The sequence below is a fragment of the Amycolatopsis sp. NPDC051371 genome (assembly GCF_040682155.1).
Classification (GTDB): Bacteria; Actinomycetota; Actinomycetes; order Mycobacteriales; family Pseudonocardiaceae; genus Amycolatopsis.
This window is the reverse complement of record NZ_JBFBAG010000009.1, coordinates 188,039-200,993: the sequence shown is the minus strand read 5'-3', so window position 1 is coordinate 200,993 and position 12,955 is coordinate 188,039. Positions and strand designations below refer to the sequence as shown.

Annotated in this window: 12 protein-coding genes; 6 read left to right on the top strand and 6 right to left on the bottom strand. The window is 71.0% G+C overall.

Annotated elements, in window-relative coordinates; all coding sequences use genetic code 11:
- Positions 1 to 78: 78 nt before the first annotated feature.
- Positions 79 to 537: a methylmalonyl-CoA epimerase gene (gene mce, locus AB0M59_RS14460; protein ID WP_364614088.1), complete on the bottom strand. Its 459-nt coding sequence runs from the start codon at positions 535 to 537 to the stop codon at positions 79 to 81.
- A gap of 137 nt (positions 538 to 674) precedes the next feature.
- On the opposite strand from mce, the gene AB0M59_RS14455 reads away from it, so the two are divergent.
- Positions 675 to 1,862, top strand: a complete 1,188-nt coding sequence (locus AB0M59_RS14455; RefSeq protein ID WP_364614085.1) for an acetyl-CoA C-acetyltransferase — start codon at positions 675 to 677, stop codon at positions 1,860 to 1,862.
- A complete protein-coding gene (meaB, locus tag AB0M59_RS14450; protein ID WP_364614082.1) occupies positions 1,863 to 2,828 on the top strand; it encodes a methylmalonyl Co-A mutase-associated GTPase MeaB in 966 nt (321 codons plus the stop codon).
- Between the two features lie 17 nt (positions 2,829 to 2,845).
- Here the strand turns inward: meaB and AB0M59_RS14445 are convergent, their stop codons facing one another.
- A complete protein-coding gene (locus tag AB0M59_RS14445; protein WP_364614079.1) occupies positions 2,846 to 3,481 on the bottom strand; it encodes a TetR/AcrR family transcriptional regulator in 636 nt (211 codons plus the stop codon).
- Between the two features lie 121 nt (positions 3,482 to 3,602).
- Between AB0M59_RS14445 and AB0M59_RS14440 the strand changes: the two genes are divergently transcribed.
- Positions 3,603 to 5,036, top strand: coding sequence for an MFS transporter (locus tag AB0M59_RS14440; protein WP_364614076.1), 1,434 nt, complete (start codon positions 3,603 to 3,605; stop codon positions 5,034 to 5,036).
- A gap of 325 nt (positions 5,037 to 5,361) precedes the next feature.
- The gene (locus AB0M59_RS14435) at positions 5,362 to 6,087 is read left to right on the top strand and encodes a peptidylprolyl isomerase (RefSeq protein ID WP_364614073.1); all 726 of its coding nucleotides are present in this window, start codon (positions 5,362 to 5,364) and stop codon (positions 6,085 to 6,087) included.
- A gap of 344 nt (positions 6,088 to 6,431) precedes the next feature.
- On the opposite strand, the gene AB0M59_RS14430 is transcribed toward AB0M59_RS14435, so the two are convergent.
- Entirely contained in the window at positions 6,432 to 7,802 is a 1,371-nt protein-coding gene (locus AB0M59_RS14430) for a PLP-dependent aminotransferase family protein (protein ID WP_364614070.1), read from the bottom strand.
- A gap of 46 nt (positions 7,803 to 7,848) precedes the next feature.
- Between AB0M59_RS14430 and AB0M59_RS14425 the strand changes: the two genes are divergently transcribed.
- Complete coding sequence (locus AB0M59_RS14425; protein WP_364614067.1) at positions 7,849 to 8,310, top strand: carboxymuconolactone decarboxylase family protein; 462 nt, start codon at positions 7,849 to 7,851, stop codon at positions 8,308 to 8,310.
- Positions 8,307 to 9,044 (top strand): isocitrate lyase/phosphoenolpyruvate mutase family protein, encoded by a 738-nt coding sequence (locus AB0M59_RS14420; protein ID WP_364614064.1) that lies wholly within the window; start codon positions 8,307 to 8,309, stop codon positions 9,042 to 9,044. The genes AB0M59_RS14425 and AB0M59_RS14420 overlap by 4 nt, the downstream gene beginning before the upstream one ends.
- Positions 9,045 to 9,122: 78 nt before the next feature.
- On the opposite strand, the gene AB0M59_RS14415 is transcribed toward AB0M59_RS14420, so the two are convergent.
- The 3 genes from AB0M59_RS14415 to AB0M59_RS14405 all read right to left on the bottom strand — a co-directional run bounded on the left by AB0M59_RS14415 (position 9,123) and on the right by AB0M59_RS14405 (position 12,887).
- Entirely contained in the window at positions 9,123 to 10,733 is a 1,611-nt protein-coding gene (locus tag AB0M59_RS14415; protein ID WP_364614061.1) for a cation acetate symporter, read from the bottom strand.
- Positions 10,730 to 11,092 carry a DUF485 domain-containing protein gene (locus AB0M59_RS14410; RefSeq protein WP_364614059.1) on the bottom strand — a complete coding sequence of 121 codons (363 nt, stop codon included), beginning with the start codon at positions 11,090 to 11,092 and terminating at the stop codon, positions 10,730 to 10,732. The genes AB0M59_RS14415 and AB0M59_RS14410 overlap by 4 nt, the downstream gene beginning before the upstream one ends.
- 70 nt (positions 11,093 to 11,162) lie before the next feature.
- A complete protein-coding gene (locus AB0M59_RS14405) occupies positions 11,163 to 12,887 on the bottom strand; it encodes a cation acetate symporter (RefSeq protein WP_364614056.1) in 1,725 nt (574 codons plus the stop codon).
- Between the last annotated feature and the right edge of the window lie 68 nt (positions 12,888 to 12,955).

Genomic DNA, 12,955 nt, shown 5'->3' with positions numbered 1-12,955 from the left:
GCCGTGCGTCCCGCGTACTTGTCACGGACGTACGGCTCCGGCGGACCGGAGTCGTTGCGCCGGAACGGGTCCGCGCGTTCAGTGCGCGGCGCCGCCGTCCTTGGCCGGCTCCACCAGCTCCACCAGGACGCCGCCCGCGTCCTTCGGGTGGATGAAGTTCACCCGGCTGTTCGACGTTCCGCGCTTCGCCGCCTCGTACAGCATCCGCAGGCCCTGCTCGCGCAGCGCCGCCGATGCCGCGTCCACATCGGACACGCGGTACGCCAGCTGCTGCAGCCCCGGGCCGCTCTTGGCCAGGAACTTGCCGATCGCCGAGTCGTCGCGCAGCGGGGCGAGCAGCTGGATCTGGGTCTCCGTGCCCGCCGTGCCGGGCGCGCGCAGCATCGCCTCCCGCACTCCCTGCTCCTCGTTCACCTCCTCGTGCGCCACTTCCAGGCCGAAGTGCGCACGGTGGAACTCGATGGCCGCGTCCAGGTCCGGGACCGCGATGCCGACGTGGTCGATGGCCGTCACGAACGGCCGCAGGGCGTCATTCATGGGGGCAGGATAGGGGGCGCGCGCCCGGCGTTCCCCCAGAATCGTCGCGTGCCCCGCCTCACACTGGCTCCATCAAGAAGCCCACCCTCCGGGTATGGTCGGAAAAACTGCCCATGCGCCGATGCTTGGAGGACGCCGTGTCCGGTTCCGTGATCCTGGGTGCCGCCCGTACGCCGATCGGGCGCTTGCTCGGATCCCTCAAGGACTTCACGGGGGCACAGCTGGGCGGGGTCGCGATCAAGGCTGCCCTCGAACGCGCCGGGGTCGCCCCGGACGCGGTGCAGTACACGATCATGGGCCAGGTGCTGACCGCCGGCGCCGGCCAGATCCCGGCCCGCCAGGCCGCGGTCGCCGCGGGCATCCCGATGAGCGTGCCCGCCCTGACGATCAACAAGGTCTGCCTTTCCGGCCTCGACGCCATCGCGCTCGCCGACCAGCTGATCCGGGCCGGCGAGTTCGACATCGTCGTCGCCGGCGGCCAGGAGTCGATGACCCAGGCGCCGCACCTGCTGCCCAAGTCCCGCTCCGGCTTCAAGTACGGCGACACGACGCTCGTCGACCACATGGCCTACGACGGGCTCTTCTGCGCCTTCGACCAGGTGGCCATGGGCTCGTCGACGGAGAAGTACAACTCCCGCTACGGCGTCACCCGCGAGCAGCAGGACGCGTTCTCCGCCCGCTCGCACCAGCGCGCCGCCGAGGCGATCAAGAACGGCTACTTCGCCGACGAGATCGCGCCGGTCTCCATCCCGCAGCGCAAGGGCGACCCGGTGGTCTTCGACACCGACGAGGGCGTCCGCGCCGACACCACCGCCGAAAGCCTCGCCAAGCTGCGCCCCGCCTTCGCCTCCGACGGCACCATCACCGCGGGCTCGGCCTCGCAGATCTCCGACGGCGCCGCCGCGGTCGTCGTGGCCAGCAAGGCGAAGGCCGAAGAGCTCGGCCTCACGCCGATCGCCGAGATCGGCGCGCACGGTGTCGTCGCCGGGCCGGACGCGAGCCTGCACGAGCAGCCGTCGAACGCCATTCTCGCCGCGCTGGCGAAGGCGAACCTCGGCGCCGACGCGCTCGACCTCGTCGAGATCAACGAAGCCTTCGCCGCGGTCGGGCTCGTCTCCACCGAGAAGCTCGGCCTCGACCCGGAGAAGGTCAACGTCAACGGCGGCGCCATCGCCCTCGGCCACCCGATCGGCGCCTCCGGGGCCCGGCTCGCCGTGCACCTGATCCACGAGCTGAGCCGCCGCGGTGGCGGGCTCGGCGCGGCGGCGCTGTGCGGTGGCGGCGGCCAGGGCGACGCCCTCCTGCTGCGGGTGCCGTCCGCGTAAGTGGCTGCTGCACTCGACCTCGACGACCTGGTCGGCCGCGCGCGGGACGGGCAACCTCGTGCCGTCGCGCGGCTGCTGTCGCTCGTCGAGGACGCCCACCCGCGCGTCGCCGAGATCGCCCGGGCGCTGACCCCGCACACCGGGCGGGCCCGGGTCGTCGGGCTCACCGGCCCACCCGGCGTCGGCAAGTCGACTTCGACGTCGGCGCTGCTCACCGCGTTGCGCGCGGAGGGCAAGCGGGTCGGGGTGCTCGCGATCGACCCGTCTTCGCCGTTTTCGGGCGGTGCACTGCTCGGTGACCGGATCCGGATGACCGAGCACGCCACCGATCCCGGCGTGTTCATCCGCTCGATGGCCACGCGCGGGCACCTCGGCGGCCTGTCGTGGGCGACCCCGCAGGCGGTGCGCGTGCTCGACGCCGCCGGCTTCGACGTGGTGCTGATCGAGACCGTCGGCGTCGGACAGTCCGAAGTGGACGTCGTGAAGCTGGCCGACACCACGGTGGTGCTGCTCGCGCCGGGGATGGGCGACGGCATCCAGGCCGCGAAGGCCGGGGTGCTGGAGATCGCCGACGTCTTCGTCGTGAACAAGGCCGACCGCGAGGGCGCGGACGCGACGGTGCACGACCTCAAGCAGATGATCTCACTGGCGCGCCGCGAGATCCGGGGCGCGAGCTGGCGCCAGCCGATCGTGCGGACGGTCGCGGCGAAGGGCGAAGGCGTCGACGAGGTCGTGCGGGCGCTGGCCGCCCACCACGACTGGCTGGTCGAGCACGACGAGCTGGCCCGGCGCCGAGTCGCGCGAGCACGCGACGAGGTCGAGGCCATCGCGGTCCGCCGGCTGCGGGCCGAGCTGGCCGACCTGCGCGGTGGGGGACGGCTCGCCGGAGTGGCCGAGCGCGTCGTGGCGCGAGAGCTGGATCCGTTCGCTGCCGCCGACGAGCTGATCGCGGACCTGCGCGGCTGACGCCGGCGTTGTGCTCCCTATTCGGCCGAGTAGTACGCGAGGAACATGTCCACGCCACGGCTGATGAGGTCGTGCGTGCGCTTCTCGTCGATCCGTTCGCCGTAGGCGGCGTGGGTGAAGTGCGGGTAGAGGACTAGGGCGTAGAGCTGGACCAGTGCCAGCTCGATATCGGGAATGGCGAGCTCGCCGGCCTCGACGCGGTTGCGGAACTCCTCGGCGAGGATGGCGGACGTCAGGTCGGGGCCGTTGGCTTTCCACGCCTGGCCGAGTTCGGGGAACCGCTGTGCTTCGCTCGCGACGAGCGCTCGTAGCGCGAGCACCTGCGGCTGCGCCATCCCAGCCACCCAGCCTCGCGCCGTCTGCACGAGGATTTCCCGGATGTCGTCGGACTCGGCCAGGCTCTTCTCCAGAGCCAGCGTCGATTGCTGGAGTGCCTCCTTGAGGGCGTCGTGGATGACCGCGTGGAACAGCTCGCTCTTGCTGCCGAAGTGGTTGTAGATCGTCACTTTCGACACGTCGGCCCGGTGCGCGATGACGTCGATGCCGGCTTCGAAGCCGCGAGCGAGGAAAGCCTCGCGGGCGGCGTCCACGATCGCTCGGCGCTTGAGGTCGGCGCGCTCGCCGGTGGGTGTGCGCCGTCGCGTGTCGGTCATCCTCTCAGTGTAGCAACCTTCTGAACTGTCCAGTGCAGTTCATCTGAACTGAACAGTTGAGTTCATATGAACTGGAGCGTACAGTTCAGTCGCGACTCGGAGCCACGACCAGGAGGCATGCATGCTGTCCGAACCGGAATTGACGTCGGTGCCGCCCACAGTCGCGCGCTACGACCGCCGGGGTGCCCGGTTGGCCTTGCTGGCGTTCGCGATGCTGATCGTTTCGCTCGACCAATACATCGTTGTGGTCGCATTACCCGAGATCGGCCGGGACCTGGGTTACTCCGCCCAGACCCTCCAAGCGGTGATCAGCACCTACGCGATCGCCTCCGGCGGGTTCCTCCTGTTCGGTGGTCGGGCCGCGGATCTGCTCGGCAGGCGGCGGATGCTGGTGACCGGACTGGTGCTTTATGCCGTCGCGTCGGTGCTCGGGGGCCTGGCCACCGTGCCGTTTCTCCAGCTCTCCGGCCGCACGCTTCAGGGCCTGGGCGGGGCGTTGGTCTTTCCCAGCACCCTGGCGATCGTCAACACGACATTTGCCGAGGGCCGCGACCGCAATCGCGCGCTGAGCGTGTGGGGCGGAGCCGGTGCCGCCGGCCTGGTCGTCGGGGTTCTGCTCGGAGGTGTGCTCACGCAGGGTTTCGGGTGGCGTGCGGTGTTTTTCGTCAACGTCCCGCTGGCCGGTTTCGCGGTCGTGGCCGCGTTCGCGCTCATCGGTGCCGACCGGCCACGCGAGGGGAGACGGCGGTTCGACTCGGCGGGCACGCTGAGCGCCACCGGCGCCATGACCCTGCTGGCGTTCGCGCTCGTCAGGGGGCCGGACGCGGGGTGGGGCTCGCCGGGAATCGTGGCCGCCCTGGTCGCGGGAGTCGTGTTGCTCGGGGCTTTCGCGGTGATCGAGCGGCGCACTGCGGACCCACTGCTGCCCCGCCACCTGCTGACCAATCCCAGTCTCGTTCTGGCCTTGGTGGTCGTGTTCATGTTCACGGCCACCTTCGGATCGCTGCTGTACTTCATGTCCATCTGGCTTCAAGACGTCCGGGGATACGACGCGCTGGCCACCGGGCTCAGCTTCCTGCTGCCCACCGCCGTGGTGGTCTCCGGCTCGGTGCTGGCCGGGCCCGTGGTGACCCGGATCGGGGTCCGGCGCGCTCTGCTCGGCGCGCTCGCCGTCGGCGCCCTGGGCGCGTGCTTGCTCGGGCTCGCTCTCACGCCGGACGGCTCCTACGCGTCGCTGGTGCCGGGCTTGATCGCGGTCAGCGTCGGCGACGGGATGGTGTTCACGGCCATGTACATCGCCGCGGCGACCCGGGTGCCGGACCGTCACCAAGGGGTCGCCTCGGGGATCGTCACCACCGGCTCCGGCATGGGGGCGGCGGCCGGGCTCGCGGTGCTGGTCCTCATCGCCAATACCACCGCCGATGCCCGGGGCCTCGACGGTGACGCGCTGCGGATCGCGACCGGCGGCGGGATCAGGGTGGCGGTGTTCGTCATCGCCGCGGGAATCGGGACCACCTTCCTGATCGCGCTCGCGTCTTTCCGGCGTGGCTCTTGACCGGTCGAGGCCGGGCCGCCCGCTCGTCGCGACCGCACCGGCAGGGCAGCGCACGGGTGCGCCGCGCAGGAACCCCAGCACCGCCCGCACCAGGCTCGAAACCCTCGCTGCCCCAACACTTCTCGTCATGGTCGTGCCCTTCGCCGGGCGGCGGTTTGCCGCGTGATCACCATCGTGCGCCGGGGGTCCGACAATTTCTGGGGTCCGGGCGCCGAGGGTCACCCGATCGCGTGACATGGGCGACTTTCGCCGGTTCTGGCTGTCGGTGCCCGGCCCTAGACTGCGGGGCGCTCCGGAACGGGCGATCACTGGGAGGGCGTGCAGGATGAAGAAGACACTCGTCACCGCGCTGGCGGCCGGCGCGTTGTTCGTGGCCGGCAACGGCGTCGCCACCGCGGCCGACGCGCCACCGCCGAAGACGACGCACGGGCCGTGCCAGTACACCGAAACGCCGGACGAACCGCCCGCGCGGCCGGTGCCGCTGCCGCCCGACCCGCGGCACACGCCGAGCCACGGGAAGGTCGACGTCGCCGTCCCGACCAGCCAGGGCGCGCTGCCGCTGCGGCTCGACCGCGCGAAGGCACCGTGCACCGTGCAGAGCTTCCTGCACCTGGCGCAGCACCAGTTCTACGACCACACGGTGTGCCATCGGCTCACGTCGTACCCGACGTTGAAGGTCCTGCAGTGCGGCGACCCGAGCGCGACCGGCGAGGGCGGGCCGGGCTACAAGTACAAGGACGAGCTGCCGGTGGACCTGCCGCCGTCGCCGACCGACCCGACCGGGGCGCGCAAGGTCTACGCGCGCGGATTGCTGGCGATGGCCAACGCGGGGCCGGACACGAACGGCTCGCAGTTCTTCGTCGTGTACGGCGATTCCGCGCTGCGGCCGAACTACACGGTGTTCGGCACGGTCGGCGCCGAAGGACTGAAGACCCTGGACCGGGTGGCCGCCGGCGGGATCCAGCCGACGGCGGACGACCCGGCGCCGCTCGACGGGACGCCGGTGCTGCGGACGGAACTGCTCCGCGTCCGGCCCGGCTGCTGGTTCTGACGGTGATCGCGGGCCACCTCCTGACTCGGAGGTGGCCCGCTTGGGGCTTTTCGCGTGATTGAGGGGGAATCACGTGTGATTGGGGAGGCATCACCCGTGATGGGAAGGGCATCACGGGTGATCGGGAGGTCGACCCGTGTGATTGAAGGGTCGGCTCGCGTACCTGGAGAGTCGGCTCGCGTGATTGAGGCCGAGATTCGTGTGGTTGGGGCGGGACTCGTGTGGTTGGGGCGGGACTCGTGTGGTTGGGGCGGAAGTCGGGTGACTGGGGGCGGGACTTGCGTGATTGGGGGCGGGACTCGCGTGATTGGGGACGGAAGTCGTGTGGTTGGGGGCGGGAGTCGTCAGGCCGTGATTTCCCAGAGGGCCTCGATCAAGGTCTGGGTGGCGCCGGCGAACGCGTGTTTCGGGGTTGCCGCGTAGCCCACTATCAGGCCGCCGGGGCGGCCGGCGTCCATCCAGTAGCCGTCCAGGCCCTCGACGCCGATCGCGCGGCGGCGGCAGGCCGCCAGGGCTGTGGCCTCCGACGGGCCGTCCGGCGGGAGTATCAGCAGCAGGTGCAGCCCGGCCGCGATGCCTTGGGGGCGCACGGAGTCCGGGAGGGCCGCGATGAGGCGAGCGCGGCGAGAGCTGTATTCGGCGCGGCTGCGGCGGACGTGCTGGTCGTACGCGCCGGAGTCGATCAGCTCGGCCAGGGCCAGCTGGTTCAGCACCGCCGGGCGCGAGCCGCTGTCGGCCATCGCCGCGCGGACCGGCTCCACCAGCTTCCGCGGCAGCACCAGCCACGCCAGCCGCAGGGCCGGCGCCAGGGTCTTGCTCGCCGTCCCCGCGTACACCACCCGCTCCGGCGCCAGCGCCTGCAGCGCCCCGACCTGCTGGCGGTCGAAGCGGAACTCGCCGTCGTAGTCGTCTTCCAGCACGAACGCGCCCGAGCGGGTCAGCTCGGTGCGACGGTGCGGGGCCAGCGTGACGCCGGTGGGGTACTGGTGCGCCGCCGTCACGACCACCGCCGGACTGTCCAATGCGGACACGTCGAGCCCGTGTTCGTCCACCGGAACGCCGACGACCCGCTGGCCCTGCGCCGCCGCGATCGAGCGGTACATCTCCAGGGACGGGTTCTCGAACGCCGTTTCGCCGACGCCCAGCTCGGCCAGGGCCCGGGACACCACGGCGATGGCGTGCGAATACCCGTGGCAGATGACGATCCGCTCCGGGTCCGCGACCACTCCGCGGGCCCGGGCGAGGTAGCCGGCGAGGGTGCTGCGCAGCTCCGGTGCGCCCTGCTCCGACTCGTAGCCGAACGCCGCCGCCGGGGTCCGCAGCAGGGCCCGCCGGGTCGCGCTGATCCAGGCCTGGCGCGGAAACGCCGTCAGGTCCGGACGGCCCGGCCGCAGGTCCCAACGTGGTGCCGGGTCGCGGGGTGCCTGCCGCGGCGCGGACTGGGGGAGCGAGCCCGCCGTCGCCACGCGGGTCGGCGCGCCCTGGGCCGTCCGCAGGTATCCCTCGGCGGCGAGGTCGGCGTACACCCTGGTCACCGTGCCGCGCGCGATGCCCAGGTCGTGCGCCAGGGAACGGGTCGAGGGCACCGCCGCGTCCGCCTGCCACCGGCCCTCGCGGATGGCCGCGCGGATCGCCGCCGCGAGGCCGGCGCGGCCGGTCGAGGCGTCCCAGTCGAGGTGGACGTCGAATCCGGAACTGGACCACGAATCCGTCATGTGACTGGACCATACCCGTGGACCAGTTCGGACTAGCGTGGATGTCATGACGAAGCGAATCGGACTCGGGCGCGCGCCCGAGATCTACCAGGCGATGGCGAACCTGCAGGCCGAGGTGAACAAGGCCGCGGCGAACGCGGGCGTCGACCCGAAGCTGCTGGAACTGGTGAAGATGCGGGCCTCCCAGCTCAACGGCTGCGCGTACTGCCTCGACATGCACAGCCGCGACGCCTTGGAACTGGGCGAGTCGACTCGCCGGCTGTTCGTGCTCGACGGCTGGCGCGAGACCGACCTGTTCACCGAAGAGGAAGAGGCCGCCCTCGTCCTTACCGAGGCGATGACCAAGCTGTCGGCGACCCAGACCATCCCCGACGACGTCTACGAGCAGGCGACGAAGGTGCTGACCGAAGACCAGTACCGCGCGATCGCGTGGGAGGTCATCGCGATCAACAGCTGGAACCGCATGGCCGTCACCAGCCACAGCCCGCTCCCGAAGCGCGACGCGTGACCGCCGCCGCCCTCAAGGCGCTGCACGTCCCCGGCAGGCCGCTGGTCCTGCCGAACGCGTGGGACGCCGACACCGCCAGGCTCGTCGAGGCCGCCGGGTTCCCGGTCGTGGCGACCAGCTCGGTCGCCGTGGCGTCCGCGCTCGGTTTCCCCGACGGCGAAAAGGCCCCGGCCGCGGAGATGTTCGCCGCCGCCGCGCGGATCGCCAAGGCGGTCGGCGTCCCGGTGACCGTCGACGCCGAGTCGGGCTACGGCCTGTCCGGCGCCGAGCTGGCGGGCCGGCTGCTCGACGCCGGCGCCGTCGGCTGCAACTTCGAGGACACCGACCACGCCACGGGCGACGTGCGGCCGGTCGCCGAGCAGGCGGAACGGATCGCCGCCCTGCGCGAGGCGGCGGGCGACGGCCTGGTGATCAACGCCCGCGTCGACTCCTTCCGCGGCGTCGACGCCAAGGACCACCTCGTCGACGGCATCGCCCGGGCGAAGGCCTACCTCGAGGCGGGCGCCGACTGCGTCTACCCGATCCACCTGCGCACGCCCGAGGTGCTCGCGGCGTTCGTGCAGGGGGTCGGCGGCGCCGTCAACGCGCCCGCGTGGCCAGGCAGCCCGGGCCTGGGCGGCCTGGCCGAACTGGGAGTGGCGAGGATTTCGCTCGGTGGCGGGCTGTGGCAGTACGCCCGCAAGCACCTCGAAGCGACCCTCGCGGGCGTCGCCGAGGGGAAACTGCCTTACTGATGGCCGAAGGCCGCCGCGAGGGGATCGGGAACACCCTCGCGGCGGCCTTCGGGGGTCGTGCCGCCTCTGAGAAACCGGTCAGTGGGCGACGGCCTTCTCGGCGCCCGCGCCGGTGAGGGAGCGGACCTCCATCTCGGCGTACTTCTTCTCGTCGTGCTCCTTGGACAGGACCGTGCCCAGCCAGCCCAGGAAGAACGCGGCCGGGATCGAGACGAGGCCGGGGTTGCTCAGCGGGAACCAGGCGAAGTCGGCGGTCTTGATCATCGACGTGCTCTTGCCGGACACCGCCGGCGAGAACACGATCAGCACGATCGTGATGGCCAGGCCACCGTAGATCGACCACAGCGCGCCCTGGGTGTTGAACCGCTTCCAGAACAGCGAGTAGAGGATCGTCGGCAGGTTCGCCGATGCCGCCACCGCGAACGCGAGCGCCACCAGGAAGGCAACGTTCTGCCCGTTGGCCAGGATGCCGCCGCCGATCGCGAGGGCACCGATCACGACAGCGGTGATCCGGGCGACCTTGACCTCGGAGTCCGGCGACGTCTTGCCCCGCTTGACGACGTTCGCGTAGACGTCGTGGGCGAAGGACGCCGACGCCGTGATCGTCAGGCCGGCGACCACCGCGAGGATCGTCGCGAACGCGACCGCGGAGATCAGGCCCAGCAGCACCGGCCCGCCCAGTTCGAGCGCGAGCAGCGGGGCCGCGGAGTTGACGCCACCCGGCGCCTTCTTGATCGTGTCCGGCCCGACCAGCGCACCGGCGCCGTAGCCCAGCACCAGCGTGAACAGGTAGAACACGCCGATCAGCACGATCGCCCAGACCACCGAACGACGCGCGTCGCGGGCCGTCGGCACCGTGTAGAAGCGCATCAGGACGTGCGGCAGACCGGCGGTGCCCAGCACCAGCGCGATGCCCAGGGAGAAGAAGTCCAGCTTGGACGTTCCGGTGGCGCCGTACTGCTTGCCCGGGCCGAGCAGCGTCTCCCCGGCCTTGCCCGCCTTGTCGACGGCGGCCTGCAGCAGGCTGGAGAAGTTGAAGTTGTACTTGCCCAGCACCCACAGGGTGATCACGAGCGCGCCGACGATCAGCAGCGCGGCCTTGATGATCTGCACCCAGGTGGTGCCCTTCATGCCGCCGATGAGGACGTAGGCGATCATGATGATGCCGACCACGGCGATCACGATGGCCTGTGCGCCACCGCCTTCGACGCCGAGCAGCAGCGCGACGAGACCGCCGGCACCGGCCATCTGGGCCAGCAGGTAGAAGAACGACACGATCAGCGTCGACGTCGCGGCCGCGGCCCGCACCGGGCGCTGCTTCATCCGGAACGCCAGCACGTCGCCCATCGTGAACTTGCCGGTGTTGCGCAGCAGTTCCGCGACCAGCAGCAGCGCTACGAGCCACGCGACCAGGAAGCCGATGGAGTAGAGGAAGCCGTCGTAGCCGTTGATCGCGATGGCGCCCGCGATGCCGAGGAACGACGCCGCCGACAGGTAGTCACCCGAGATGGCGATGCCGTTCTGGGGACCGGTGAAGGCGCGGCCGGCGGCGTAGTAGTCCGACGCCGTCTTCGTGTTGCGGCTCGCGCGGAACACGATCACCAGGGTGATGAGCACGAAGGCGGCGAAGATGATGATGTTGAGGAGCGGGTTGCTGCCTTCCACGCCCGCGGCGATGTTCGTCGTCATGCCTGCTCCTTCGCAGCGTCGCCTTCGATGTCTTCGCGGATCTTCTCGGCGACCGGGTCCAGCTTCCGGTTGGCGTACCGGACGTAGAGGCCGGTGATCACGAACGTCGAGACGAACTGCAGCAGGCCGAAGATCAGGCCGACGTTGATGTTGCCGAACACCTTGGTGCTCATGAAGCCGTGCGCGTAGTCCGCCAGGAGCACGTACAGCAGGTACCAGAGGAGGAACACTGCCGTCATCGGGAAGACGAACCGGCGCAGGCGGCTGCGCAGCTCACGGAATTCGGTGCTTTCGTGCGCGCGTTCCCAGATGGTTTCTGACGTGTCCGGGGGCCCGCCGCCAGTGTCGGTCGTGCTCATCGCTGCTCCCTGCGACGTTGCGGAAAGTGACCTGCGACACCGTAGGGACGTGTGAGTCTCGTGTGAAGATTCAGCGGTTCAACAGCCGGGCCAGACGACGAACGGTTGACGAACGGTCACGCGGTCCCGTCGAACGGGGTTCGTCGAGGTGCAGGCGCAACATCGCCGCCGTCGACCAGGCGGGTGGCCTGCCCCGCAGGGAGACCAACGCCATTACGCCGAACGCCAGCGGTACCGACCAGGGTGCCGGTTGCTGCACCAAGATCGCCACCCAGCCGTGCAGGTCCGGGCCGGCGAGGGCGAACAGGATCGAGCCCGACGACGCGACGAGCCCGGTCAGCACCCCGGCGATCCCGCCCGCCGCGGTCAGCCGCGGCCACCAGATGCCGAGCACGAGCAGCGGGCAGAACGTCGACGCGGCCACGGTGAAGCCCCACGTGACGAGCACCCCGGCGTCGAGCTCGGCCGAACGCAGCGCCAGCAGCACCATCACGCCGGCGACGCCGAACACGGCGATCCGCAGCCGGCGCAGCCCACCGGGGACGAGGTCGTGCGCGATCGCGCCGGACATCACCAGCAGCAGGCCGAGCGATGTCGCCAGGAACGCTGCGAACGCGCCCGCGGTCAGCAACGCCGTGAAGAGGCCGCCGGCCCAGCCACTGTCCACTTGGTACGGCAGCGCGACGACGACCGTGTCGGTCGCGCCGGACAGGTACAGCCCGGGTACGAGCACCCGGCCGAGAACGCCGTACACGCCGGGGAAGAGGTAGAAGATTCCCAGGAGCGCCACGGTGATCGCGGCCGTGCGGCGTGCGGCGCGGCCGTCGGGGCTGGTGTGGAAGCGCATGAGCACGTGCGGCAGGCCCATGGTGCCGAGCATGGTCGCGATGAGCACCGCCCAGGTGCCGAGCAGCGGGTAGCCCTGGTCGCCGAGGTCGAGCAGCGGGCGTTGCCAGTCGTGCCCGCCGAGCGGGGCGCCGCCGCGGACCGACGGGACCGCCGCGCCCTCGCCGAACACGACCTCGTCCTGGCTGTGCGCGGTGAACTCGCCCGGAAACAGGGTTTCCGCCACGCCGTTGCGGCGCACGGCGGTGGGTTCGCGGATTTCCATGGTGACGTCCACTTCGAACTTCACCGGCGTCTCGCGGGCGAAGTGGGTGAACTCGACCGGGTTCAGCGCGTCGGCCCGGTTGACCGCGCCGGCCTGCAGCACGAGCCAGATGGCCGGGATCAGGAACAGCAGCAGCTTCAGCACGAACTGGAACGCCTGGACGTACGTCGCCGCGCGCATCCCGCCCAGCGCCAGGGTGACGCTGACCGCGGCGCCGGCCAGCACGACGCCGACCCAGTACGGCGTGCCGCCGACCGCGGTGAGCACCAGGCCGGCGGTGCGGAACTGCGGGACGACGTAGATGGTGCCGATCACCAAGACGACTACCGCGGCCAGGCGGCGCAGCGCGGGGGAGTTGAGGCGGGCTTCGGCGAAGTCGGGGACGGTCAGCGCGCCCGAGCGCCGCATCGGGGCCGCGACGAGGACGAGCATCGCGATGTAGCCGGCGGTGAAGCCGACCGGGTACCAGAGCGCCCCGATGCCGTCCTTGACCACGAGCCCGGCGACGCCGAGGAACGACGCCGCGGACAGGTACTCGCCCGAGACGGCGGCCGAGTTGACGAGCGGCGAGATCCGCCGGGACGCCACCAGGAAGTCCGACGTCGTGCGCATGGCGGCGACCCCGCGGACGCCGATGAGCAGCGTCACGAGCACGACGGGGGCGACGGCGAGCGCGACGCCCATCAGCCGGTCCCGTTCTCGTGCGCCCCAATGTGGCCTTGGGTGCGTTCAACGCACCGAAGGCCACATTG